22 protein-coding genes are annotated in these 25342 nt (G+C 65.1%); 13 read left to right on the forward strand and 9 right to left on the reverse strand.

Features of this window, described 5'->3' with window-relative positions; all coding sequences use genetic code 11:
• Positions 1 to 130 precede the first annotated feature (130 nt).
• Positions 131 to 700, forward strand: coding sequence for a flavin reductase family protein (locus tag ACHFB9_RS11825; RefSeq protein ID WP_417067346.1), 570 nt, complete (start codon positions 131 to 133; stop codon positions 698 to 700).
• On the forward strand, positions 697 to 1371 hold the full coding sequence (locus tag ACHFB9_RS11830) for a pseudouridine synthase (protein WP_417067348.1): 675 nt from the start codon (positions 697 to 699) through the stop codon (positions 1369 to 1371). Before ACHFB9_RS11825 ends, ACHFB9_RS11830 begins: the two co-directional genes overlap by 4 nt.
• On the opposite strand, the gene ACHFB9_RS11835 is transcribed toward ACHFB9_RS11830, so the two are convergent.
• A complete protein-coding gene (locus ACHFB9_RS11835) occupies positions 1368 to 2633 on the reverse strand; it encodes an N-acyl amino acid synthase FeeM domain-containing protein (RefSeq protein ID WP_417067350.1) in 1266 nt (421 codons plus the stop codon). The two genes, ACHFB9_RS11830 and ACHFB9_RS11835, sit on opposite strands and share 4 nt — an antisense overlap.
• Before the next feature lie 223 nt (positions 2634 to 2856).
• Between ACHFB9_RS11835 and trhA the strand changes: the two genes are divergently transcribed.
• The 6 genes from trhA to ACHFB9_RS11865 all read left to right on the forward strand — a co-directional run bounded on the left by trhA (position 2857) and on the right by ACHFB9_RS11865 (position 7923).
• Positions 2857 to 3471 (forward strand): PAQR family membrane homeostasis protein TrhA, encoded by a 615-nt coding sequence (gene trhA / locus ACHFB9_RS11840; protein WP_417067352.1) that lies wholly within the window; start codon positions 2857 to 2859, stop codon positions 3469 to 3471.
• A gap of 125 nt (positions 3472 to 3596) precedes the next feature.
• Positions 3597 to 4274 (forward strand): hypothetical protein, encoded by a 678-nt coding sequence (locus tag ACHFB9_RS11845; RefSeq protein WP_417067354.1) that lies wholly within the window; start codon positions 3597 to 3599, stop codon positions 4272 to 4274.
• Between the two features lie 4 nt (positions 4275 to 4278).
• Positions 4279 to 4902, forward strand: coding sequence for a VC0807 family protein (locus ACHFB9_RS11850; protein ID WP_417067355.1), 624 nt, complete (start codon positions 4279 to 4281; stop codon positions 4900 to 4902).
• Positions 4899 to 5591, forward strand: coding sequence for a hypothetical protein (locus tag ACHFB9_RS11855; RefSeq protein ID WP_417067357.1), 693 nt, complete (start codon positions 4899 to 4901; stop codon positions 5589 to 5591). Before ACHFB9_RS11850 ends, ACHFB9_RS11855 begins: the two co-directional genes overlap by 4 nt.
• 206 nt (positions 5592 to 5797) lie before the next feature.
• Positions 5798 to 6181: a DUF6394 family protein gene (locus tag ACHFB9_RS11860; RefSeq protein ID WP_417067358.1), complete on the forward strand. Its 384-nt coding sequence runs from the start codon at positions 5798 to 5800 to the stop codon at positions 6179 to 6181.
• A gap of 11 nt (positions 6182 to 6192) precedes the next feature.
• Positions 6193 to 7923: an NAD-binding protein gene (locus ACHFB9_RS11865; protein ID WP_417067359.1), complete on the forward strand. Its 1731-nt coding sequence runs from the start codon at positions 6193 to 6195 to the stop codon at positions 7921 to 7923.
• 9 nt (positions 7924 to 7932) lie between these two features.
• Here ACHFB9_RS11865 and ACHFB9_RS11870 read toward each other — a convergent pair whose 3' ends face one another.
• From ACHFB9_RS11870 to ACHFB9_RS11880, 3 genes are all read right to left on the reverse strand, one after another.
• Entirely contained in the window at positions 7933 to 8370 is a 438-nt protein-coding gene (locus ACHFB9_RS11870) for a glycine zipper domain-containing protein (protein ID WP_417067360.1), read from the reverse strand.
• Positions 8371 to 8483: 113 nt separating this feature from the next.
• A complete protein-coding gene (locus ACHFB9_RS11875; RefSeq protein ID WP_417067362.1) occupies positions 8484 to 10205 on the reverse strand; it encodes a pseudouridine synthase in 1722 nt (573 codons plus the stop codon).
• Entirely contained in the window at positions 10202 to 10549 is a 348-nt protein-coding gene (locus ACHFB9_RS11880) for an FKBP-type peptidyl-prolyl cis-trans isomerase (protein WP_417067364.1), read from the reverse strand. The genes ACHFB9_RS11875 and ACHFB9_RS11880 overlap by 4 nt, the downstream gene beginning before the upstream one ends.
• A 195-nt stretch (positions 10550 to 10744) precedes the next feature.
• Here ACHFB9_RS11880 and ACHFB9_RS11885 point away from each other — a divergent pair, with 195 nt between their 5' ends.
• Genes ACHFB9_RS11885 through ACHFB9_RS11895 form a run of 3 tightly spaced genes read left to right on the forward strand, consistent with a single transcriptional unit; the run spans position 10745 to position 14148 of the window.
• Positions 10745 to 11761, forward strand: a complete 1017-nt coding sequence (locus ACHFB9_RS11885) for an AI-2E family transporter (RefSeq protein WP_417067366.1) — start codon at positions 10745 to 10747, stop codon at positions 11759 to 11761.
• A 36-nt stretch (positions 11762 to 11797) separates the two neighbouring features.
• Entirely contained in the window at positions 11798 to 12934 is a 1137-nt protein-coding gene (locus ACHFB9_RS11890) for a diguanylate cyclase (protein ID WP_417067368.1), read from the forward strand.
• Positions 12931 to 14148, forward strand: coding sequence for a diguanylate cyclase (locus ACHFB9_RS11895; protein ID WP_417067369.1), 1218 nt, complete (start codon positions 12931 to 12933; stop codon positions 14146 to 14148). Before ACHFB9_RS11890 ends, ACHFB9_RS11895 begins: the two co-directional genes overlap by 4 nt.
• On the opposite strand, the gene ACHFB9_RS11900 is transcribed toward ACHFB9_RS11895, so the two are convergent.
• The 3 genes from ACHFB9_RS11900 to ACHFB9_RS11910 form a co-directional block, all read right to left on the reverse strand.
• Positions 14130 to 15503, reverse strand: coding sequence for a citrate transporter (locus ACHFB9_RS11900; RefSeq protein WP_417067370.1), 1374 nt, complete (start codon positions 15501 to 15503; stop codon positions 14130 to 14132). The two genes, ACHFB9_RS11895 and ACHFB9_RS11900, sit on opposite strands and share 19 nt — an antisense overlap.
• Before the next feature lie 471 nt (positions 15504 to 15974).
• On the reverse strand, positions 15975 to 18626 hold the full coding sequence (locus tag ACHFB9_RS11905; protein WP_417067371.1) for a cation-translocating P-type ATPase: 2652 nt from the start codon (positions 18624 to 18626) through the stop codon (positions 15975 to 15977).
• Positions 18626 to 19579, reverse strand: coding sequence for a D-2-hydroxyacid dehydrogenase (locus tag ACHFB9_RS11910; RefSeq protein WP_417067372.1), 954 nt, complete (start codon positions 19577 to 19579; stop codon positions 18626 to 18628). The genes ACHFB9_RS11905 and ACHFB9_RS11910 overlap by 1 nt, the downstream gene beginning before the upstream one ends.
• A gap of 142 nt (positions 19580 to 19721) precedes the next feature.
• Between ACHFB9_RS11910 and ACHFB9_RS11915 the strand changes: the two genes are divergently transcribed.
• Positions 19722 to 20453, forward strand: a complete 732-nt coding sequence (locus ACHFB9_RS11915; RefSeq protein ID WP_417067373.1) for an IclR family transcriptional regulator — start codon at positions 19722 to 19724, stop codon at positions 20451 to 20453.
• A 108-nt stretch (positions 20454 to 20561) separates the two neighbouring features.
• Here the strand turns inward: ACHFB9_RS11915 and htpG are convergent, their stop codons facing one another.
• Positions 20562 to 22478, reverse strand: coding sequence for a molecular chaperone HtpG (gene htpG, locus ACHFB9_RS11920; RefSeq protein ID WP_417067375.1), 1917 nt, complete (start codon positions 22476 to 22478; stop codon positions 20562 to 20564).
• Between the two features lie 82 nt (positions 22479 to 22560).
• Here htpG and ACHFB9_RS11925 point away from each other — a divergent pair, with 82 nt between their 5' ends.
• Positions 22561 to 23532 (forward strand): TIGR01212 family radical SAM protein, encoded by a 972-nt coding sequence (locus ACHFB9_RS11925; protein ID WP_417067377.1) that lies wholly within the window; start codon positions 22561 to 22563, stop codon positions 23530 to 23532.
• An 86-nt stretch (positions 23533 to 23618) separates the two neighbouring features.
• Here ACHFB9_RS11925 and ACHFB9_RS11930 read toward each other — a convergent pair whose 3' ends face one another.
• Positions 23619 to 25271, reverse strand: a complete 1653-nt coding sequence (locus ACHFB9_RS11930) for a methyl-accepting chemotaxis protein (protein WP_417067379.1) — start codon at positions 25269 to 25271, stop codon at positions 23619 to 23621.
• Between the last annotated feature and the right edge of the window lie 71 nt (positions 25272 to 25342).

The raw sequence follows: 25342 nt of genomic DNA on the forward strand, positions 1-25342 counted from the left end.
CCTTTGCTGAATCTGTCTGGAGCATAGATGAGGCGGCGGACAGTGTTTTCAAGCGTTCCCTCGCCGCATTTGCGCTGGCGCAGTCTTCGGCTTGGCGCGAAAATGAGCGCCCCGATTTTCGAGCAAGACCATGTTCAGTCCCGTCGCCCAGGAAAAAGCCTATCGCCTGCTCAATCACGGTCCGGTCACGCTGATCTCGTCGGCAGCGAACGGCGCGCGCAACGTCATGGCCGCCGCCTGGGCGATGCCGCTCGACTTCTCGCCGGCCAGGGTCGCCGTCGTCGTCGACAAGGCGAGCTACACCCGCGAGCTGATCGAGGCTTCGGGCAGCTTCATCATCAACATCCCCTGCGCACGGATCGCAAAATCGGTGCTGGCCGTCGGCTCGGTTTCGGGGCGGGAACTGGACAAGTTCGCGCACTTCGCCATCAAGACCCTGCCCGCCGAGAAGCTCGAAGCCCCGCGCATAGCCGGCTGCGTCGGCTGGCTCGAATGCATGCTGATCCGCGAAGAACACACTCAGCAGGCCTACGATCTGCTGATCGGCGAGGTCGTCGCCGCATCGGCAGACCCGCGGGTTTTCCGCGACGGGCACTGGGAATTCGGCGACGACGCCAGTCTCGCGACGCTGCACTATGTCGCGGGCGGACAGTTCTTCGTGACCGGCGAGAGCCTCTTCGTCGAGGCCCAGACAGAGTGAGCGCTGCCGCGACGAGGCCGACGCACGACTACCGCCCGCCCCCGGACGAAGGGCTCGCGATCCTCTACCTCGACGAGGACCTGATCGCACTCGACAAGCCCAGCGGCCTGCTCTCGGTTCCCGGGCGCAGCGAAGCAGCTCGCGATTCGCTGGCGTCTAGGGTTCAGGCGCGTTTTCCCGATGCGTTGACCGTGCACCGGCTGGACATGGAAACCTCGGGAGTCATCGTGATGGCGAGAAGCCGTGAAGCCCACCGCGCGCTGAGCATCGGCTTCGAGCGCCGCGAGACCGCCAAGCGCTATGTCGCCGTTCTGGCCGGAGTGCTGGCACAGCAGTGTGGCAGCGTCGATCTGCCGCTGATCGGCGACTGGCCGAACCGCCCGCTACAGAAAGTGGACTTCGAACAGGGCAAGCCTTCGCTGACCCATTACCGGATGATCGACCAGAAAGAAGATCGCTGCCGGGTTGAACTGGAGCCGGTGACCGGCCGCTCGCACCAGCTGCGCGTGCATATGCTCTCGATCGGCCACCCGATCCTGGGCGATGCGCTGTACGCCCCCGAGGCGATCCGGCATGCAGCACCGCGCCTGATGCTGCACGCACAGGTGCTGAAGCTTCGCCACCCGCGCAGCGGCGAAGCGCTGGAGCTGACGGCGCCTCCCCCTTTCTAGTCGTTCCAGTTTTCGAGAAAGCGGGTCGCTTCGCCCAGATCCCCGTGTGTGCTGCCCATCAGCAAGGCACTGACGAACTTGCGCCAGACGAGATCGGTTTCGACGAGGCGGAACATCGCGATCCGGTCGTCGCCACGCGCGTGGCGCAACACGCGGACCTTCATCCGGCAGTGTTCGGTCAGCCCCAGATCGATCGCGGCAAAGCCTTCGGAAGGCGCCGGAACCGGCTCATCGCAGCGGGCGCGAAATCCGGTTCGCGAGCACTCGATGACCTGCATCGCGAAGACCGCGCCGCGCCGGCTTCCGGCCTCCAGTGCGAACACGCCCGGGCACATCACCGAGAAGCGCTGATGCTGGCGCCGTCTGAGCTCGGTGCGGTCGGTGTCATTGGGAAGCGGAGGCAGAACGGCCTGGAAGGCCGGCAGATCGTAGATCGCGTGGAGTTGAACGCGCTCGCGAACGGAGAGGCGCTTGAAGGTATCGGTTCGTTTGTTGAAGAAATAATCGATCAGCTCGGGCGTCATGACCGGATCGTTGGTCGTGAAAAAGCGCTTGTCCGGGAAGACGATATTGGGCATTTCCAGCTCCGTGAAATAGCGGAACAGGTTCTTCACGGGCGGACGGTGGTCGTAGTATTCCCGGTAGAGTTCGGGCGCATGGAGCAGATCCAAGTGCGCGCCGACCGCGGGCGCACCATTGACGAAGTCGTAGTGGCTGACCGGGTTCTTCCTGAGCCGCCGGAAGAACAGCAAGGACTCGTAGAGCGCGATGTGGCGCGGATTGACGGCGATCACAAGGTGCTGGGTATCGAAGAAGCGGGTCGCATACTCGTACATGAACTTCATCAGCGGGAACAGGATCGTCCCGCTCGTCGCGCGGAACTCGGGGGCCACCGCGAGCGCCGAGACTTCGACGATCTGGCCCCCAACCGAACGGATCGCGCTGATGTCGAAGATCTTCTGCAGCGGGAAGCCCAGCTCGCTCTCCCGGATCAGCGAAATGGTCCCGACCACTTTGCCATCCCACGAAGCCAGCAGCGTCGTCGTTGTCGGCAGCGCGTTGTAGATCGTGACGCGCAGCCCGGAAGGGTCCGGCTTCATGAAGCCAGACGCGACATAGGCATCGTGGAGCAGATGAAAACAGGCATTGAGCTCCTCACGCGTCTCGGCAAGCTTGAGCACAAGGCGCGCAGAGGGGGTGGCATCGCAGCGAACAAAATTGCGATAGAGCGCATAGCGGATCGGCTGGGGCAAGATCCCCATCGTTTGACGCAACAGTTTTCGAGCCAGCCTGTGCCCTCGACTTCTCATCGCACACACTCCGCCGCACTTTTGCCAACAGGTAGCCCGACACTATTTTACAAATACTCTTTGATGCCCAGGAACCATGCAGCACCTGGATGAATCTATTTCCCTTTGCTAAGTTGCAACGGACAGTCCGCCTCTCCCCCCGAAGCGGCGAACGCGCGAAGAACAGGAAGAAAAAATGTACCGCGGAGAACGCTTCAACAGTCTCTCTCACCTCGCGGGCGTCGGTCTCGCGATCTTTGGCCTGGTCATGCTTCTGCTGACCGAAGGTGCCCGTCACGACACCTGGCGCGCCGTCAGTTTCTCGATCTACGGCGGAGCCCTAGTGCTGCTCTACTCGATTTCGACGCTCTACCATTCGCTAGGCGGCCGGGCGAAGAAGATCCTGCGCACCTTCGACTACCTCGCGATTTATGTACTGATCGCGGCCTCCTACACCCCGTTTGCGCTCGTGACTCTGCGCGGCCCCTGGGGCTGGACCCTGTTTGGCCTTGTCTGGGGACTCGCGCTGATCGGCATGATCCAGGAGCTGACCCTGGGCCGGCGAACCCGTCTGTTCTCGATGCTGACCTACGTCGTGATGGGCTGGCTGATCGTGATCGCCGTCCACCCGCTGGTCCGCCAGCTCGCGCTGGCCGGTTTGATCTGGCTCGCCGCCGGAGGTTTGATCTATACGCTGGGGATCTACTTTTTCCTCAACGACGACAAGCTGCCTCACGGTCACGGGATCTGGCACCTGTTCGTACTGGGAGGCAGCGCAGCGCAGTACTGGTGCGTACTCAATTACGTCTAGCACGGCCGCACCGCTGCTAACTTAGGGGAAACCCGTATCGCATCAAAAAACAGACAATCGGCTTGGTTTTCCCGGATGCTTTTGGGCGATCATTCCGACTTTCGGCCATTGCCCAGATTCAGACCATGGAATCGTCCCAGTGCATCGTGTTCCGCGGAGAGATCATCGAAGGATTCGATGCGGAAGAAGTCAAGCTCTCGGCGCAATCCCGCCTCAATGCTTCGCCCAGCCAAATCGAGCAGCTCTTCTCGGGTCGTCCGGCCATCCTGAAAAAGGATCTCGATGCGGCGAGCGGCGCGCGTTACCTGGCACTGCTGGCCCACATCGGGATGCGGGCCAGTCTGGAGCTGCAGACCGACGAGGCCAACCCCGCGCCCGAACCGGAGAGTCCGAAGACGTCCCCCTCTGACTCCGCGCACTCCCCGCTGGCCAGTGAGTCCGACCTGCCCCCCCCCGCCGTCGAGGCGCAGCAGCCCGAGCCCAGCCCCGTCGCTGAGCCCGAACCGGTGACAAAAGACGAGCCTGCCCCGATTCCCGAACGCATCGTCACGCAGATGCACCAGCCCCGATTCGCGCGCACGCCCGAACCCAAACCCGCGGTCGAACCAAGACAGCGTCCTCGGCCCCGCCCCGCGCCGCTGAGCGATCCGCAGACCGTCTTCATCGACGAAGACGCTCCCGACCAGATCAGCGCGCCGGTCCTGTCATCGAGAAAGGCGGCGCAATGGCCCGAGCGCCTGCTGCTCGCGCTGATCGCCGCGGCGATCTGCTACACGCTGTACTGGGCCGTAACCCGCTACTGAATCCGTGCCGATTCTTCCCGAGGGCTTTCGCCCCTCCCCACGCTTCGTCGCCGAGCTCGCAGTCAACCTGATTCTGCCCTGGGCGCTCTATGCGCTGATCGAACCGCTCAAAGGGGAGTTCACCGCGCTGCTCGCGTCCGCCGCGCCGCCCCTGATCTGGAGCCTCTGGGAACTCAAGCAGACACGCAGAATCGACTCGCTGAGCCTGTTCGTGCTGGCCGGCATCGCACTGTCGCTGATCGGCATGGCCCTGGGCGGCAACGCCCGCCTGCTGCTGATCCGCGAGTCCCTGCTCTCCGGCCTGATCGGTCTGGCCTTTCTCGCCACTCAGGCCCTTCCCAAGCCGCTGATATTCCACCTCGCCCGCGCGACCCAGGCCCGGCGCTCCGCAAGCGACGCCGAGCGGATCGATGAACTGTGGGGGCACGCGGCAAGCCGCCGCGCACTGAAAGTGATGAATGCGGTATGGGGGCTTGGCCTCTCCGGCGAGGCCTTGCTCAGGAGCTGGCTCGCCTGGCGCTGGCCGGTTCAGCGCTTTCTGGCCGTGACGCCGCTGATCAGCTATGCGCTGTTCGGCGCGATCGCGCTGTGGAGCTTCTGGTTCGGCCGGCGGATCGCCCGCCGGTGAGCAAAAGCCAAGCCTGCTTCGCCTGGGCCATCGTGGTCCTGATCGTGGCCGGACTCGCCGTCGATGCCGCTCCGCTCGCCCACGGCCAGGCGATCGTCAGCATAGCGAGCTGGCTGCTCTTCGCGTGGCTCCTGCTCCGGGAAGCCGAACACCGGGCGAGCCTCTTGCTGTGCCTCGCCTTCGCGACCGCCGGCGAAGTCCTGCTCTCGCTGGTCTGGCGGCTCTATGATTACCGGCTGGGCAATCTGCCCGCCTTCGTGCCGCCCGGCCATGTGCTGCTGTTCTGGCTCGGCTTGACGCTCGCCGGGAAGATGCCTGGACGCATCCAGTCCATTCTAGTCTGGGGGCTGAGCTTCGCGACCCTGTGCGCCGCTTCTCTGCGCCACGATCTGTTAAGCCTTCCGCTGCTCGCCCTCTTCCTCGCCTGCCTGCGCTTCGGGCCTTCGCCTCGCCTCTACGCAACGATGTTCGCGCTCGCACTGGCGATGGAACTGTGGGGAACCTGGCTCGGCAACTGGCACTGGCATGACCCGGTTCCCGGCCTCGCGATCGGTGCCGGCAATCCACCTCTGGCCGCGGGGGCGTTCTACTGCGCGCTCGACCTCCTGGTGCTCGCCAGCCGCCAGGCCTGGCCCAGGCTTTTCCGGCCCCCCCCAAAGCGCGCCCGGCTGAGTCACCCGGCAGGCTGAGCGCCTTTCAGATTCCGCGGATCCATCGCTGTTGCGGCATACTCGCAAGCCATGCTGCAAATCGTGCACCTATTTCGGCTCCTCTCACTGTTCATCGCCCCGCTGATCGGGCGCTCTATATGGCCAAGGAGAAAGGCCGCAAGCGCAGCGAAATCGAACTTGCCGATAAGCGCAATGCTGCCGACAATCCCTGATGGGAGGCCGGCATGAATCTCGAAAAAGTCATCTTCGGTTTTTTCATCGTCTTCGCAGCGACGCTCAATTTTGGCTTCTTCATCGGAGAGATCGACAACCCGGTCCATCACGATGTCTTTGAGCTCTTTGCTGCGATCGTCGTGAACCTGATTGCGACCGTGCTCAAGTTCGGCGACCGCACCCAGATCGGCGCGATCCATCTGGCCACCAGCCTGGTGGCCGACCTGCAACTGATTGCCGCCGCGACCTACTGGGGCTTTACCGTGCATGTGAGCGGAGTCGGCATGACGGCCGGAGTAACCGCCAGCATCGTCTCGCTCGCCGCCGGAGCCCTGCTCGCCAACATCGTCTCGGTCACGATCCTGATCGCCGAAACCGTGATGCTCAGACGCTGAAGAGCGCGCCCATGGACAGCATCGTCTTCATCATCCTGAGGCGAATGCGCGCGCCACTGATCCTGCTGATCGCGGTCTATGCGATTGCGATCACCGGTCTGGTGCTGATCCCCGGCGTCGACGCCCAGGGCCGGGAGGCTCCTCCGCTGAGCTTTTTCCACGCCTTTTACTTTGTCAGTTTCACCGCCTCGACGATAGGCTTCGGCGAAATCCCCTCGGCATTCTCCGAGGCCCAGCGCTTCTGGGTCGTCTTCTGCATCTATCTGACCGTGATCAGCTGGAGCACGACGCTGATCACGCTGCTCGCGCTGTTCCAGGACCGCAACTTCCTCGGCGCGGTCGCCAGGATCCGCTTCGCGCACCGCGTCAGCCGGATCGGTGAAGCTTTCCACCTGGTCTGCGGCTGCGGCGAAACCGGAGGTCTGGTCGGCACCAGCCTCGACCAACGGGGTGAGCGCTTCGTCGCGATCGACTGCGCCGAGGCGAAGATCCGCGAGCTCGAACTCAGACCCTGGCGCCGCGACGTTCCCGCGCTGATCGCTGACGCGCGAATTCCGGAGACCTTGCTGCGCGCGGGCCTCCAGCACCGCTTTTGCCGCGCCGTGCTGGCGCTGACCGACGACGAGGAGGCGAACCTCGCGATCGCGATCGCGGTCCGCCTGCTCAACCCGGCGATCCCGGTGCTGGCCCGCGTCCGCTCTCCCGCCATCGCGGCCAACATGGCCTCCTTCGGCACCGATCACGTCATCAATGCTTTCGAGATCTTCGCGCGCCAGCTCGCCCTGGCCGTCCACTCTCCCGGCGTATTCCGGCTCCATCAGTGGCTGACCGGAATTCCCGGCGAAGAGCCTCCGCCGCGCCACCACCCGCCGTCCGGACGCTGGATCGTCTGCGGCTACGGGCGCTTTGGCCAGGCAGTGATCCAGGAGCTCGAACACGAGTCGCTGCCGATCACGCTGATCGCGCCCGAACGGGACAAGGTCGAGGGGAGGGAACGCATCCTCGGGACAGGAACCCAGGCCAAGGAGCTTCTCGCAGCCGGAGTGCTCGAAGCGGCGGGGATCGTCGCCGGGACGGACAACGACGTGAACAACCTGTCCATCGCGGTGACCGCCCGCGAGCTCAAGCCCGACATCTTCGTCGTGCTCAGGCAGAACCATGCGACCAGCACCGTCCTGCTCGACGCCTTCGAAGGCGAGTTCGCGATGGTCCAGACCCGGCTGGTTGCCGAGCGCTGCCTCGCGATCCTGACGACCCCGCTGCTTGAGCGCTTCCTCGCCGAGGCGACCCGGCTCGGCGATGCGTGGGCCGATCACTTCCTGGAACTTCTGCGCAAGCGTTGCGGTGAGCAGCTGCCCCAGATATGGAGTGTGCGCCTGGACGCCCGGCAGGCTGTCGCGATCACCCAGGCGCTGCGGCGGGGGCGCTCTATCCACCTGCGCGATCTGCTCTCGGACAACAGCGCGCTCGCCTCTACCCTGCCCGCCCTGGGCCTGCTGCTGATGCGGCGCGGCGAGTGCCTGCTGCTGCCCGAGGCCAGTGAAGCGCTCGAAGCGGACGATGAAATCCTCTTCGCCGGCCGCGCCCGGGCCCGCCACCTGCAAGGTCTGACGCTGGAGAACGCGAATGCGCTCGACTATGTGCTGCGCGGTCGCGATCGTGCCCACGCCTGGATCTGGCAGAGGCTGGAAAAGCTGCGCCGTCGCGCCAGAAAAAAGGCCCGCCGCAGCGAGCCTCGTTGAGGGCAGACCTCAGTCGCGCCAACCGTGATGGCGGTGATGATGGTGGGGAGGACGACGGGGTTCGTGATGCGCTTCCGAGCGCTTGGGCTCGTTGAGCTTCTTGCCGACTACGGCGCCACCGGCACCGCCCAGGCCCGCGCCGATCAGCGCTCCGTTGCGTCCACCGGCCGAACGGCCCAGCGCTGCGCCGCCGGCTCCGCCGGCTGCGCCGCCGATCACGGCTCCGGTCCGACCATTGCCGCGCGCGGTCGTGACGCCGGCTCCGGCCGCTCCGCCGATCGCGCCACCGATCACTTCGCCCTTCTTGCCACCGACCGAGCGTCCGATCATCGTTCCGGCGACAGCCCCCAGGCCACCACCGACTGCCGTTTCCAGATCTCCGGCAAACGAAGACTGGACACTGAGCAAGCTCGCAAGGCCTGCGCCGATCAATACGATTTTTTTCATTCGATTCCTGCCTGCAGAGAAGTCACGCGTATCGGATATCCCGACCCGCATGACATTCTCCCGGGAAATGACATTTCGATTTTTTGAAAAGTGTTGCAGAAAGCAAACGCCGCTCAGTCGAAGCTCTCGTCTTCGCGCAGATAACGCCACTGTCCCAGAGGCAGATCGCCGAGGCGGACATGCCCGATACGCACCCGCTTGAGCCCGACCACACGCAGGCCGACCAGCTCGCACATGCGCCGGATCTGCCGCTTGCGCCCTTCGTGCAGCACGAAGTGCAGCTGATCCTCGTTCTGCCAGTGGACTTCAGCCGGGCGCAGAGGCTTGCCGTCGAGTTCGAGGCCATGATTGAGCAGTTCCAGCCCCCCCTCGATGATCCGGCCTTCGACGCGGACCAGATACTCCTTGTCCACGCCCGAGTTCTCGCCGATCAGCGTGCGGGCGATCCGCCCGTCCTGGGTCAGAACCAGAAGCCCGGTCGAATCGATATCGAGGCGTCCGGCCGGAGCCAGCCCCTTCAGGTGCGTGGGCTTGAAGCGCAGGCCACCTTCGGGGCGGTACTGGCTTTCGGCATCGATCAGCGAGACGGCAGGCAGATGATCGTCCTCGGGCTGACCGGAGACGTAACCGACCGGCTTGTTGAGCAGGATCGTGACCCGCTCGAATTGCATCAGGCGCGCCTTCGGCGACAGCGTGATATCGGCATCCGGAGGAACCCGGGCGCCGAGCTCGGCCATCTTGCGGCCATTGACGAAAACCCAGCCGTGTTCGATGTACTCGTCCGCTTCGCGGCGCGAGCACAGGCCGCGCTCGGCCATCAGCTTGGAGACGCGCACGCCGTCCGAGGGATCGACTTCGACCCGCTTCTGCGGCTTGGCAGGAGACGGCCGGCGCGGCGCGTCGTGGCCGGAGCGAGCCTCGTGAGGCGTATTGCGGGGCGTGAAGTCGCGGCTGCGCGGAGCCTGATCCGACCACGCGCGGCGCGGCCTGTCCTCGGAGCGGGCGCCGTCCCGCTCGCGCGGAGCATCGCCGCGCTCAAAACGGGGCCGCTCTCCTTCGCGCCGCGGCTCGCCAAAACGCGGCTTGTCGTCGAAGCGGGGACGGGAATCGCGGCGCTCGGCATTGCCTTCGCCCTCGCGCGGGCGACGCGGAGCATCGCTGCGCTCAAAACGCGGCTTCTCGCCGAAGCGCGGCCGCTCGCCCCTGTCCTGACGGGGCGCCGAGCGATCAAAGCGGGGGCGCTCATCGCGGCCCTGAGCCCGGTCATCAAAGCCTTCCCGGCGGGGGCGGAAATCGCGACGTTCGGAATTGCCTTCCCCTTCGCGGGGACGGCGCGGCGCATCGCTGCGCTCGAAACGCGGCCTGTCGCCCTCACGCGGCGGACGCGAATCCGGACGGTCGAAGCGGGGCCGATCGCCATCGCGTGGCGGCCGTTCGCCCCGATCCGGACGGGGCGCCGAGCGATCAAAACGGGGGCGCTCATCGCGTCCATGTGCACGGCCATCAAAACCTTCCCGGCGGGGGCGGAAATCGCGGCGCTCGGCATTGCCTTCGCCTTCGCGCGGACGGCGCGGAGCATCGCTGCGCTCAAAACGCGGCTTCTCGCCAAAGCGCGGCCGCTCGCCTTCGCGTTGCGGACGCTCGCCCCTGTCCTGACGAGGCGCCGAGCGATCGAAACGGGGGCGCTCTTCACGTCCCGGCTCGGAGCTGCGCGGGTTTTCACCGGCGGCGGCACGCGCGGCATCGCGCGCCTTGTAACTGCGTTCGAGCGCTGCCCGTGCGCGAGGACCGGAACGAAGCCCTATCGCGTCTTTTTTGGGAGGAAATTTGTTCACGCGAGTTCCAGAAGTTCGACTTCGAAGACCAGGGTCGCGTTGGGCGGGATCACGCCACCGGCTCCGCGCGCGCCATAGCCCAGTTGAGGCGGAATCGTCAGCTTGCGGCTGCCGCCGACGCGCATGCCCTGAACGCCTTCATCCCAGCCCGCGATCACAAACCCACGGCCAAGCGGGAAGGAGAAGGGATCGTTGCGATCCTTGCTCGAATCGAACTTCGTCCCGTCGGTCAGCCATCCGGTGTAGTGAACGACAGCGGTCTGGCCGGCTTTCGCAAGCGCGCCGGTACCGAAGACGAGTTCTTCGAAAATCAGGCCGCTGGCGGTCGTGGTTGTTTCAGTCATGCGGACTCCTGTGCGCGGCGCAAGGCCACGTCGTCGTCAAAGAGAAAGCCGGCCCGAGACGACCGGCAAAGTGGTCGGATTATCTCACGCGCCCGCCCGCTTCACACCTGCCGTAAAGAGGAATGCACTCGGCACTTGCCGTGATGCGCCGCATCGGCGATAGTCTGGCCAGCATTCCTGCCAGACAGCGAACTCATGCCCCTACCCCCAATCCCCTCCCACGGCGCCCGGATCGCCAGCTACCTGCTGTGCGCCGCGGCACTGATCGCGATCCTGCCCCTTCACCTTCTTCCCGCCTTGCTCGCCGGCCTGCTGGTCTATCACCTGGTCGGAGCCCTGTCCCACCCGCTCAGCCACGCCGTGTCGAGCAACTGGGCCAAGCTTCTGGCTGTCGGTCTGCTCTCGGCGACCGTGATCGCACTGCTGGTCGGCGCCGGCTTCGGACTCACGCTCGTCCTGAAGAACGAGACCGGAAGCATCAGCGGCCTGTTCGGCAAACTCGCCGAGCTGCTCGTCGAAGTGCGCTCGGCGCTTCCGCTCTGGGTCACCGCCCCGCTGCCTTCGGACGGGCCGGGCCTGGAGGACATGGTGATGGCGTGGATACACAACCACTCCCAGGTGGTCGGCGGCTTCGGGACCTCGTTCGGGCGCGGCGTCGTCAAGGTTATGGTCGGCATGATCATCGGCGCGATGGTGTCGCTGCACGAGATGCGCCCGGCCAATCTGAGCGGTCCTCTGGCTCTGGCGCTCAGAGAGAGGGTCCAGCGCGTTTCTCTGGCATTCCGCCAGGTCGTGTTCGCGCAGATCCGGATCTCGGCGCTGAACACGGCGCTGTCGGCGATCTTCCTGGCCATCGCGCTGCCGGTGTGCGGAGTGCATCTGCCGCTGACCAAGACGCTGATCGCAATTACCTTCCTCGCCGGCCTGCTGCCGGTGATCGGCAACCTGATCTCGAACAGCCTGATCACTTTCGTCGCGCTGTCCGTCTCGCTGCCGGTCGCGGTCGCAGCCTTGGGCTATCTGATCGTGATCCACAAGCTCGAATATTTCCTGAACGCGAAGATCGTCGGCACCCAGATCAACGCCCGGTCCTGGGAGATCCTGATCGCGATGCTGACGATGGAAGCGATCTTCGGAATCATGGGACTGATCGCCGCACCGATCTACTATGCTCTGCTCAAGGCCGAGCTGAGCGCGCAAAAGCTGCTCTGAGCGCCCCCGGAGAAACGCGAAGCCAGGAAACCCCAGATGCTGGAAGTTCGCACCGAACTGACCCTCCTTGCGCTCGACTCGCTGATCTTCGCAATCTGCGTTTTCGCGGTGCGCTGCCGCAGGATGCGCGACGGCCAGCAAGCCTGGGTCGTCGCGCTGCTGCTCCAGGCCGCGGGCTGGACGCTCTTTGCTCAGCCCCAGAACCCGAGCCTGCAGGGCACCCCGAGTCTGGGCGTCGTGCTGCTCTCGGCCTCGAGCAGCGCCTACATCCTGTCGATGTATGCCTTCGTCCACCGCAAGCCCTCGCAAGGCCTGCTCCTGATGACTCCCGCCGCGCTGCTCGCCACAGAAATCCTCTGGACGGACAGCTTTCATCTGCGGGCGCTGGCCGCCAACCTCGTGATCGGGCTGCAGCTGGCGATCTGCGCCTGGCCCCTGCTGCGCCACGCGAAAGACACTCCGGTTCAGCTGCGCGGCGTGATCTGCGCCGCCTTCCTGCTCTCGGCGATCGTCACTCTTGCGCGTTTTCTCGAACTTCTGTTCTTCCCCGCCCAGCTCCCCAATCTGAGCACAGCTGAGCCGATCAACACGGGCGCCTTCCTGATCAACCATGCCGACCTGCTGTTCGGAAACCTCGGCATCGCACTATTGCACCGGGAACGAACCCGGGTCGAAGCGGATCGCCTCGCCACCCGCGATCCGCTGACTGAGCTGCTGAACCGGCGCAGCCTGACCAGCCTGGTCGACCGCGAGCTGCTGCGCCATAAACGCCGCAGCGCAAGGCTGACGCTGCTGATGATAGGCATCGACGATTTCCGCGGACTCAACAACCGCTTTGGCCAGCTGGCCGGAGACCGCGTGCTGCGCCAGTTCGCGCGACTGTTGGGCGCGAGCCTGCGCGGCCAGGATCTGGCCGGGCGATACAGCAGCGCCGAGTTCTGCATCCTGCTTCCCGAGACCGGTCAGGACGGCGCCCGGGCGCTCGCCGAGCGATTACAGGAGGCAGTCGCCAGCGCCGATGTCGGCCCCGACGGAGTCCGCTATACGATCAGCGTGGGCATCGCCGAATCCAGGCCGGACGAGACGAATGCGGCGGTCCTCCAGGCGCGCGGCGACGACGCGTTGCGCCAGACCCGCCACCGCGCGAAGGCCGGGGAAGGGGGCACGCAATGAACCTCGATCCGACGACGCTGCAGTGGCTGTGGTTGAGCGGAATCCTGAGCCTGGTCCTGTCGATTCCGGCCCTGCTCGGCTTTCCTCTGCTGCGCCAGACCGCTCTGCTGCACTGGTGGCTTGGCCTTCTGGCGACGCTGGCGGCGGCCGTCTCGGCCTTCATGCTCCAGGATGCGGCCGCTCATCTCGCGAAGATCGCGTTTGAGAACTTCGCTGGAGTGCTCGGCTTCGCATTGATGCTCGACGCGGTGTTGAGGATGAACGCCCAGAAGCTCACGCCTTTGGGCCTGTGGCTCCCCCCCCTGGCCGTCGCGCTGGCCCAGGTTCTGCAACCCCAGGACACCGGCTCCCGGGTCATGCTGTTCTGCTTTGTCGTCTGCGGTCAGCTCTTCGCCTGCACGATGCTCTCGCTGCTGCCCAACCGCGAGATCTCGCTGCGCAGCCGCGTCGTGCTCGCGGCAGGTTTCCTGTTCGGCTGCCAGACCTATGCCGTCCAGGCCTGGACGGTCGCCAGCCGGGCCATCTCCTTCGAGCAGGACACTCCGCTCACCCCCACCGCGCCACTCGTGGTACAGACCTTCGGCTTTCTGCTGCTGACCAGCGTGCTCTTCGTGCTGCTCGAACTCGAACGCAACGACTCGCTGGGGCGACGCCTCGCGACGCTCGATGGCCTGACCGGAATCTACAACCGGCGCACGCTGCTCGAGCTCGGGCAACGGGAACTCGCCAGCGCCCAGCGCCATCGCCAGAGCCTGGCGGTACTGATGATCGACGTCGACGGGCTGCGCCGGATCAACGAGGAGCGAGGCGCCTTCTCTGGCGACCGCGTACTGGTTCATCTGGCCGAACAACTGAACGCGTCGCTGCAGCGCCAGGATCTCTTCGGACGGATCGGCAGCGACAAGTTCTGCGCGCTGCTGGCCGAGACCGACCGCAGCGGCGCGCTGCACGTCGCCGAACGGATCCGCGCGCGCATCGAATCGACCGCCCAGGCCGAATGTGGCACGGCCTACACGGTCAGCATCGGCGTGAGCCTGCGCACCCCCAGCGAGCTCGGCATCACCCAGACCATCGCGCGCGCCGAAGCGGCGATGCAGCGCGCCCATCGGAACACGAACCAGATCGAAGTCGACATCAGCGCCGACCTCAGCCGCGCGGAACTGTCAACCGCCTCCCTCCGGAGCGACGCGGCGGATCATGATCCGGGACGCTGAGAAACTTCGACCTGCACCTGTTCAGCCCCACTCCGGAAGACCGGTTTGTGCGGTGGATGAGCCTGCCAGCCGACCACCGCGAGCAGCACGGCAAACCCGATCACATAGGCAACGATGGCATACCAGCCGTGGCGCAGCCAGAGCGACACCGACTTGGCTTCGGGGAACTGGTTGGACAGCGCAACGCCCGCGGACGAGCCAAACCACAGCATCGAACCGCCGAAGCCCACCGCATAGGCGAGTCCGCCCCAGTCATAGCCCCCCTGACGCAAGGCCAGAGCGGTGAGCGGAATGTTGTCGAAGACCGATGAGACAAAACCCAGACCGAACGCGGAATGCCACGATGCGACTGGCAGGCTCGCCACCGGCATCAGAGATGCACAGCTGACCAGGCAGAGCAGAAAGAGCGCGCTCTTGAAGGTTTCGGGAAGGATCTCCCAGTCGGGCCGGCGCAGCCCGGCCGAGACGAGGATGGCGCCCCACACGGCCAGGCCGAGAACGGGAACGGAATCGGACAAGCCAGGGAAGACGAGATTGCTCGCCAGATTGGCAGCAAGCGCGGAGCCAAGGATCAGCGCAACCACGCCAACGCGCAGCCAGTCGACATGGGTATGTCCGTGGGCATGACGGATGATCGGCGAGAAGCGCTGCTGCCTGAGCGCAGCGGGAATTCCGACCACGCACAATGCGACCGCGGCGGGGACATAGGCGTGCAGAACATCAACCGGATTGACTCCGTCAATCCACATCATCGTAGTCGTCGTGTCCCCCAGCACCGATCCGGCACCGCCGGCATTCGAGGCCGCGACGATCGCCACCAGATAGGCAACATGAACTCGAGCGCGAAAGAGCTGGTGCGCCATCGCGCCACCGATCAGCGCGGCGGCAATATTGTCGAGAAAACCGGAGAGCAGAAAAACGATCACCAGCAGAGCGAATCCCCCCTTCCAGCCCTGCGGCAGGATGGCGGGCAAGACAGCGGGGACGCGGGTCTTCTCGAAATGCCGGGCCAGCAGCGAAAAGCCCAGCAACAGCAGCAACAGATTGATCAGCGAGATGGCCTCGTGGGAAAAGTGCCGCCCCAGACCGGCAAGGCCACTGCCTTCGGAGAATCCGGTAAGCCCGAGCTTGTAGAGTACGATCACGACGAAACCGCTCAGCGCGACTTCCAGAGTCCGCTGGTGAAACAGCGCTACGCCCAGCAAAGTCACCCCGAAGAGCGCGAACTCCAGCGGAATGCCGGCAAGGGAAAATCCATCTGCCGCGAAAGCCGGCGCGGGAAGAAAAGCCAGCAGCAAGCTCAGCCCCAACAGGCGTTTCCCCAATCCAAAACCTGACATCAACACCCTTTCCATGAAGACTCTCCGGCGTCCAGCCACCGGGGACAGCCTTCATGCTACCTGCTTTTACCGCAGCAACCGGCCTCCTTGCCCCGGCGGCTTCTGTCTGCCTTGACTTGTTCGCTGCACAAAAAAACGGCGGATCGTCTTCTCGGCCCCGACGATCAGGCCCCCTCGGTTCGCACAAGCTTGCCGCCCGCTTCATGATCGCGGCGCCGACTCACCACCTGTCCATCACCCGACCAGAATCCGCGCGGAGCGCGGCAAAACGACGAATCGCCTTTTCGGCGCCGACGATCAGGCCCCCTCGGTTCGCACAAGCTTGCCGCCCGCTTCATGATCGCGGCGCCGACTCACCACCAGTCCATCACCCGACCAGAATCCGCGCGGAGCGCGGCAAAACGACGAATCGCCTTTTCGGCGCCGACGATCAGGCCCCCTCGGTTCGCGCAAGCTTGCCACCCGCTTCATGATCGCGGCGCCGACTCACCACCTGTCCATCACCCGACCAGAATCCGCGCGGAGCGCGGCAAAACGACGAATCGCCTTTTCGGCGCCGACGACCAGGCTGATCGCAAGCGCCCCGACCGCCACGCTGAGCCATGAGGACGGCGTCAGCGCCTGGGTTCCGAAAGCGGCCTGCATCGCCGGCAGATAGGTAAAGGCGATCTGCAGCGCGGTCATCGCGAACATCCCCGGCCACAGCCAGCGGTTGCTCCACCAGCCCGCCCTCCACCAGGAGCCGGTCAGCGAGCGGCAGTTCAGCAAAAAACTCATCTCGCCGAACACAAACAGGTTGGCCGCGGCGGTCCGCGCGACGGCGAGCGAGGATCCGGTCGCCAGTTCGTAGTGGAACAGCGAGAAAGCGGCGGCGACCAGCAGAGCACCGGCGAGGCAGATCCGCGCCATCAGCACGGGGGGCAGCAGCGCTTCGCGCGGCGCGCGCGGGGGTCTTTGCATCAGCGCACCGGCGCCGGGCTCGAACGCGAGCGCGAGCCCCAGCAACAAAACCGTGCTCATGTTGATCCAGAGGATCTGCAGAGGCGTGATCGGCAAGGAGACCCCGACCAGCACGGCGATGAAGATGATCAGCCCTTCGGCGAAATTGGTCGGCAGGGTCCAGACCATGAACTTCTGCAGATTGTCATAGACCGCCCGCCCCTCCTCGATCGCCGCGACGATCGTCGCGAAGTTGTCATCGGCCAGCACCATCGCCGACGCCTGTTTCGCAACGTCGGTGCCGCCGCGCCCCATCGCGATGCCGATGTCGGCCTGCTTGAGCGCGGGCGCGTCGTTGACGCCATCGCCGGTCATCGCGACGACTTCGCCTTGCGCCTGCAGCGCCTCGACCAGGCGCAGCTTCTGCTCGGGCAGAACGCGCGCGAACACATCGACCGAGCGGACCGCTTCGCCGAGCGCCTTCCCGTCGAGCACAGCGAGTTCCGCGCCGGTCAGCGCGCGTAGCGGAGCGTGCCGGGACAGCGCGATCCGCTCGGCGATGCCACAGGCCGTCGCGGCATGGTCTCCGGTGATCATGACGACCCGCACGCCCGCTTCGCGGCAGCGCGCGAGCGCGGCCGGAACCTGGGCGCGCGGAGGATCTTCGAGCGCCTGAAAGCCCAGCAGTGTCCAGGGGCCGGCTTCGCCATCCGGTAGCGCCTCCCCCGCGCGGTACGCGAAGGCCAGCACCCTGAAGCCCTGAGCGGCCAGAACCGTTGCCCGCCCCAGCTCGGCTGCCATATCGAGCGGAGCGCTCTGGCCGTCGGCGGCGAGCCGCGCAGCGCAATGCGCGAGCACCCGCTCGGGCGCCCCCTTGATCCACAGCGTGGCGCCGGCCGCATCGCGATTGAGCGTCGCCATCCACTGCCGGGACGCATCGAAAGGCAGAGCGTCGAAGCGGGGATGGGCGGCCCTCAGCGCCGCAACGTCCAGGCCGGAAGCGAGCGCGGCGGGCAGCAGCGCTACCTCGGTCGGATCGCCTTCGAAGGACCAGACCCCGTCTTCGCACCGCGGGGTCGCATCGTTGCAGAGCACGCCGGCGAGCAGCAGTTCGCGCAGCGCCGAGCCCTCGCTGGCCGCATCGCCCGGACGGTATTCACGGCCTCCGGCGACGAGGTGCGTGACAGCCATCCGGTTCTCGGTCAGGGTTCCGGTCTTGTCGGTACAGATCACGGTGACGCTGCCCAGCGCCTCGACCGCGGGCAGGCGGCGGATCACCGCGGAACGCCTGGCCATCCGGCCGACGCCGATCGCCAGCGTGATCGTCAGCGCCGCCGGCAGGCCTTCAGGGATCGCGCCGACCGCGAGCGCGACGGTCGCCATCAGCATTTGCGCCAGCGGCAGACCGCGCGCGAGGCCAACGATCAGGGTCAGCGCCGCGAGGGCCAGGATCAGCACCAGCATCTGCTTCGAGAAACGCGCGAGGCGGCGGGTCAGCGGCGTTTCGAGCGATGCGGTCGCATCCATCAGCGCCGCGATGTGCCCGAGCTCGGTCGAATTAGCGGTCGCGACAACCAGCGCTTTCGCCGTGCCACGCAGCACCAGGGTTCCGGCAAAGGCGAGATTGCGCCGATCGGCCAGCGCGCACCCCTCATCCAGACTCTCCACCGCCTTCTCGGCCGGCAGCGACTCTCCGGTCAGCATCGCTTCGTCGATCAGCAGTTCGCGAACCGCGAGCAGGCGCAGGTCGGCCGGAACCTGGTCGCCCGCTTCGAGCGCGAGCACGTCGCCGACCACCAGTTCGGCCGCGTCGCAGATGCGCAGCTCGCGATCGCGAAGAACCCGGCAGTTCCGGGGAACCCGGCGAGCCAGCGCCGCGATTGCGCTCGAGGCACGCGCCTCCTGGATCGCGCCGACCAGCGCATTGACGAGCACGACACCGAAGATCACCGCGGCATCGACCCACTCGCGCAGAAAGAGCGCCAGAGCCCCCGAGCCGATCAGGATGTAGATCAGCGGCTCGCGCAACTGGCGCAGAAAGCGCGAAAAGCCGGACTCGGGCGGCCGGCCGGAGATCCGGTTCGCGCCGTCACGCGCCAGCCTGGCTTGCGCTTCCCCGGCTTCAAGCCCGCAGTCGGCGTCGCTGCCCAGACGCGCCAGGCACTGCTGGGCGCTCAGGCCATGCCAGAGCTCGCCCATCACGCGACCCGGTTCAGCGGCGCTCCGTCGAGGAAAGCATCGACATGGCGGATCGTCGCCTCAACGAGGCGCTGCAAAGCGCCTTGCGAAGTCCAGGCCATGTGCGGCGTGATGATCAGGTTGGGGATGTCGGCCGCGAGCAGCGGGTTGGGCGAGCGCGGCGGCTCCTCGGAGAGCACGTCGGTCGCCGCTCCGGCAAGCAGGCCGGTCTTCAGCGCGGAGGCCAGCGCGGCTTCGTCGACGATCGCGCCGCGCGCGGTGTTGATCAGGATCGCATCGGGCTTCATCCGCGCGAGTTCAGCCTCACCAATCAGGCCGCGCGTGCTCGCATCGAGCGGACAGTGCAGGGACACGATGTCGGCGCGCGCCAGCGCATCCTCAAAAGGCGTATAGCCAGGCCTCGCCTGAGCTGCGCCTTTGCGCTCGGCATAGAGAATCTTCATGCCCAGAGCGGCCGCCCGCCTCGCCAGAGCTTCACCGAGCGCGCCGCGTCCGATGATGGCCAGGGTCTCGCCGGCAATATCGCGAACCGGGCGGTGCGACAGCGAAAAACTCGGCGCGGCGGCCCACAGGCCGGCGCGGACATCCGCGACATAGCCGATCAGATTGCGGCGCAACGCGAAGATCAGCGCCAGCGCATGCTCGGTCACGCTCTCGTCCGCGTAGCCGGCCACGTTCGTGACGACGATGCCCCGCTCGCGGCAGGCGGCGAGATCAACGTTGTCGGTCCCCGTCGCCGAGACCGAGATCATCCTGAGCGCCGGCAGCTGGGCCAACACCCCGGCGGTGAGCTTCGCCTTGTTGATGACTGCGACCTCCGCTTCGCGCAGCCGGGACACGACTTCGTCGGGAGAGGTTTCCGGATATACCCGCCACTCGTGGGGATGAGCCGGCCGGGGAAGGGGCAAAGCGATGGAATTGCCTTCGAGCACAACGATAAGGGGAAGAGTCATCAGAAGCTCCATCTCATAGCACAAAGCAAAATTTCACTAGGCGAAACAGGCCGCCCGAGGTATCATTTCACAATCTGAACTCAAGGCGTTCTCTGTGTCCAGTCCAGAAACAAAAACTTCCTCGATTCAGGTCATCGAACGAATGATGACCCTGCTTGATGTCCTCGCGCTTCACGCCGACCCTGTACCGCTGAAGCAGCTAGCCCAGGAAACAGGCCTTCACCCCTCTACCGCCCACCGGATTCTCGGCGCGATGAGCTCGTGCGGCTTCGTCGAACGTGTCGATGCCGGAGTGTATCGGCTCGGAATCCGCCTTCTGCAACTTGGAAACCTCGTCAAGACACGGATTTCGGTTCGCGAATCGGCCGTCGAGTGGATGGAGCAGCTGCACCAAACGACCGGCGAGAGCGTCAACCTGGGCATGCGCGACGGCGATGTGATCGTCTATGTCGAACGCACATCGAGCGGCCGCTCCGCGGTGCGCGTCGTCCATATCGTCGGCGGGCGCGGACCTCTGCACACGACCGCGACCGGCAAGCTTTTCCTTGCCGACATGAGCCCCAGCGAAGTCAAGGACTACGCGCTGCGCACCAGCCTGCCGGCGGCGACTCCGGCGTCGATCACCTCGCTCGCGTCGCTCGAAGCGGAACTCGCCAAGGTCCGCCAGAGCGGCCTCGCCTACGACATCGAAGAGCTCGAAATCGGCGTGCGCTGCATCGCCGCGGCGATCCGCGACGACACCGGCAAGCTGATCGCCGGGCTTTCGCTGTCGACGCCGACCGAGCGCTTCAACCCCGATCTGGCCGAGCTGGTCCGCAAGACCGCCGACGCGATCTCGCATACGCTGGGCTACCAGGAAGGCCTGTCCGCCTGACCCCTGCGCCGCTGCACGCACAAAAAAACCGGACTCGCAGTCCGGTTTTTTTTCGAAGCGGGCCAAGCACTCCGGACGGGCTGGCCGCAGCCGCCCCGTCCGGGAGGATCAAAGCGCGAGCATCAGCTGGTTGACGCGCTTGACGAAGCCGGCCGGATCTTCGAGCTTGCCGCCCTCGGCCAGCAGAGCCTGATCGAGCAGAACCGAAGCCCAGTCGTCGAAATGCCCGGTTCCGGCATTGAGCTTCTGCACGACCGGATGCGTCGGATTGATCTCGAGGATGGGTTGAGTGCTCGGCACGTCCTGGCCCGCGGCCTTGAGCAGACGCGCCAGGTTCGTTCCCATCTCGTTCTCGTCGGCGACGACGCAGGCCGGACTGTCGGTCAGACGGTGCGTGACTCGGACGTCCTTGACCCGCTCGCCCAGCGAAACCTTGAGCTTCCCGATCAGCTCCTTGTACTCGTCAGCCTGAGCTTCGCTCGCCTTCTTCTCTTCCTCGTCCTCGAGCTTGCCCAGGTCCAGATCGCCGCGCGCGACCGAGACGACGGGCTTGCCGTCGAATTCGGTCAGGTGGCTGACCAGCCACTCATCGACGCGCTCAGCCAGCAGCAACACCTCGACGCCCTTCTTGCGGAAGATCTCGAGGTGGGGACTGTTCTTCGCGGCCGTGAAGGTGTCGGCGGTCACATAGTAGATCTTGTCCTGCCCCTCCTTCATCCGCGCGACGTAGTCGGCGAGCGAGACGGTCTGCTCGGGCGTATCGGCCTGGGTCGAGGCAAAGCGCAACAGCTTCGCGATCCGCTCGCGGTTTGCGAAGTCTTCGCCGACGCCTTCCTTCAAAACCTGGCCGAACTCGCCCCAGAACTTCGCGTACTTGTCCTTGTCGTTCTCGGCCAGATCCTCGAGCAGCGACAAGACCTTCTTCGCACAGCCGGCGCGGATCGTGTCGATGTCGCGGCTCTCCTGCAGGATCTCGCGCGACACGTTCAGCGGCAGGTCGTTCGAATCGACGACGCCGCGCACAAAGCGCAGATAGAAAGGCAGCAGCTTCTCGGCGTCATCCATGATGAAGACGCGGCGAACGTAGAGCTTCAGACCGTGGCGGGCATTGCGGTCCCACAGATCGAAAGGCGCGTGGCTGGGCAGATAGAGAAGCTGGGTGTATTCGTGGCGCCCTTCGACGTGCGCGTGAGTCCAGGCCAGAGGTTCTTCGTTGTCGTGCGAGACGTGCTTGAAGAATTCCTTGTACTGCTCGTCCGTCACATCCGATTTCGGACGGGCCCACAGCGCCGAAGCCTGGTTGACCGTCTCTTCATCGTCGCGCAGCACCTGCTCGTTCTTCTCCTGATCCCACTCTTCCTTGCGCATCCGGATCGGCTGCGCGATGTGGTCGGAGTACTTGCGGATGATCGAGCGCAGCTTCCAGCCGGAGAGCAGATCGTCTTCGCCTTCCCTCAGGTGCAGCACGATCTCGGTTCCGCGCGCTTCGCGGGTGATCGATTCGATGCTGTACTCGCCGGCGGCATCCCCCTCCATCGAGCATTCCCATTTGACGCCATGCTCGGCAGCGAGGCCCGCCCGGCGCGTCAGCACCGTGACCTTGTCGGCGACGATGAAGGCCGAGTAGAAGCCGACACCGAACTGACCGATCAGGTTCGCGTCCTTCTGCTGATCGCCGGTCAGCCGCGAAAAGAATTCCTTGGTGCCCGACTTCGCGATCGTGCCGAGATGCGCAATCGCCTCGTCGCGGCTCATGCCCACGCCGGAGTCGGTGATCGTCAGAGTCCGGGCCTGCTTGTCGAAGCCGATCCGGATCGCCAGGTCGCTGTCGCCTTCGAGCAGCTCGGGCTGATCGAGCGCTTCGAAGCGCAGCTTGTCGCAGGCATCCGACGCGTTCGAGATCAGCTCGCGCAGGAAGATCTCGCGGTTCGAGTACAGCGAATGGATCATCAGGTGAAGCATCTGCTTCACTTCGGTCTGGAAACTCAGCGTTTCGGCTTTGGCCGTCTGGGGCGCTTCGCTCATCGGGAGCTCCTTTTTTTTGGAAGATGACGGCCAGATGGGTGCTCGCCCCCCGATTTCAAGAGCCCCAGCAGGAATGCGGGGAATGAGCGAAAATCCGGGCATGGATCAGCTCTCCCCCCCAGCCCATTTCGGTCGTCGCCGCTACTTTTCGTGGAACGACTGGGTTCGCGAGACCTACGGCGGACGGCTGCAGAAAGTCTCGGTCGCCGCCCCCTTCACCTGCCCAAACCGCGACGGCACGGTCGGCGTCGGCGGCTGCACCTTCTGCAACAACGCCGGCTTCACGCCGGGCTATCTCGACCGCCGCGAGGCAATCACCGAGCAGATCGAACGGGGTCTGACCTTCCTGCGCCGCCGCTACCCCGACACGCTCAAATACCTCGCCTACTTCCAGACCTATAGCAACACCTATGGTGAGTTCGAAACGCTGCGCGCGATCTATGAACAAGCGCTGTCCCATCCCGACATCGGCGGCCTCGTGATCGGCACCCGCCCCGACTGCGTCGCCGACACCGTGCTCGACTACCTCGCCGAGCGAAGCCACGAAGTCCATATCGAGCTCGAGCTCGGCATCGAATCGACTGACGACGCGACGCTCGACCGGATCAACCGGGGGCACGACTTCGCGACCAGCGTCGATGCGATCCGGCGCGCCGCACGTCGCGGCCTGTCGGTGACCGGACACATGATCTTCGGTCTGCCCGGAGAGAGCCGCGAGATGATGCTCGAAGGCGCGGCCCGCCTCTCGGCGCTGCCGCTCAGCGCACTGAAGTTCCATCAGCTGCAGCTCGTTCGCGGCACGGCGTTGGCCCGCGAGTGGGAGGCCACGCCCGAGAGCGTGCCGCTGCTCGGCGAGGACGAATACCTCGAACTGCTCGCCGACTTCGTCGAACGCCTGTCGCCGCAGATCCGCCTGCAAAGACTGGGCAGCGAAGTGCCGCCCAAGTTGAAGCTCGCGCCGACCTGGAACCTGAGGCTGTCCGAACTCGCGCCGCGCCTCGATGCGCTGCTCGAGGCGCGCGGCAGCTGGCAGGGCTGCCGCTGGCGGGCATGAAAAAGCCGACCCGGGGGTCGGCTTTTGGCAGAGGAAGGCTTCCAGGACTCGACCGCGACGCGGATCGATACTGACATCCGTGCCCTTTAGCGCAACGCGCTGATCTGCCTCCCCGAACTGGCCAGACGATAGGCCGCGATCGTCTTCTGCATCTGGCCTGCCTGGGTATCCAGCTCGCCCGATGCCCGAGCGCTGTTGCTCGCCGCCGCACTTCCCTCCTCGGCCATCTGGGCGATGCGCTCGACCTGTGCCGCTATGTTGTTCGTCGCAGCGCCTTGCTCGCGAATCGCTTCCGCGATGTCGCCGACCATCCGCACCGCTTCCCGACTGCTCGAACCGATCTGCAGAATCGCCGCGTTCGCCTGCTGTGCGTGCTCAACCCCGGTGCGGACCTTGTTCACGACATTCTGCATGCTCATCACCGCATCGGCGGCGCTGTCGCGCATCGTATCCACGGTGCCGGATATCTGCTGCGTCGACGCTGAGGTACGCTCGGCGAGCTTGCGCACCTCATCGGCGACAACGGCGAAGCCGCGCCCCTGCTCTCCCGCCCGCGCCGCCTCGATGGCCGCATTGAGCGCCAGCAGATTGGTCTGATCGGCAACTTCCTTGATCACCTGAACCACGTTCGCAATCTGCTGGCTGCTCTGCTCGAGGTCGCGAATCTTCTGCTCGGCATCGTTGACAGTACCGGCGATCTCCTCGATCTCACCGGTGACCTGGCCGATCACCTCTTCCCCCGAACTCGCGAGTCGCCCGGACTCGCTGACCAGGGAACTGGTCTCATGAGCGCGGTCGGCGACATGGTTGATGCTGACGGTCATCTGTTCAACCGTGGCCGCCATGCTCGAAGCCGCCTCGCTCTGCTGACTGGCCGCCGCCGCCGTCTGGCCGGAGGTCTTTGCCACGAGGGCTGCCGAACCGGCAACGGACTGAGCGCCCGCAGCAATCGACGTGAGACTGTTCTGAAGCTTCTCGACCAGCTTGTTGAAGGCATCCCCGGTCTTGCCCAGCTCGTCCATCCGCGTCACACGCAATCTCACGGTGAAATCGAGATTGGTATTGACCTCGTTCATGAAGGCGCTGAGTCTCTCCAGACGCAGGCGGATTTCGCCGACGACACGATAACCGATCACCCCGACGGCCCCGATCGACAGCACGATCAGAGTGAGGGCGATGTACTGCCCGATCCTGTCGCTGCTCTCGGACGCGAGTTTGAAATCGCGGGCCAGGTCCTCATTGAATTTCTTGTGTGCGGCGATCGCGTCGGACAGCTTGCCCATGTTGGCGGTGGCCTTGGCGACTTCTGACCAGATTTGCGTCTGATCCCCGGCCTTCACTTTCTGAAGGATCGCACCGGTTTCTGCGAAATAGGTCTCGAAATAGTTCCTCTCCATCTCGAGGAGCTCCCTGTCCTTGTCGCCGGACAAGTATTCGCTCTTGTAGCGATCGAGCCCCTGACGGATCTTGCCTTGCTGTTCCTGGATTTTCGTTTCGAGACCCGCCTGTTTCGTCGGATCGGGATTGGCGATGAAATAGAGGGTCAGGATGCGCAGCTTCATGAAGTCCTCATTGACCGAAGTAATGGCTTCGAGGCTGGGCAGCGTGTTCGCATAGATGTATTGACTCGCTCCGCGCAGCCGGGAGGCAACCACGGCCCCCGAGATGGCGAGCACGATCAACCCGGTCATCGCGACGAACATCATGATCTGCAGGCGTCTGGTGACTGAAATACTCATGTGACCTCCTGTTTATCCGCGCATGAAACATAGCCCGGACACAGCCCTGCGGAACAGATAGGGAAACCACT

The sequence above is a fragment of the Niveibacterium terrae genome (assembly GCF_048213115.1).
Classification (GTDB): domain Bacteria; phylum Pseudomonadota; class Gammaproteobacteria; order Burkholderiales; family Rhodocyclaceae; genus Niveibacterium; species Niveibacterium terrae.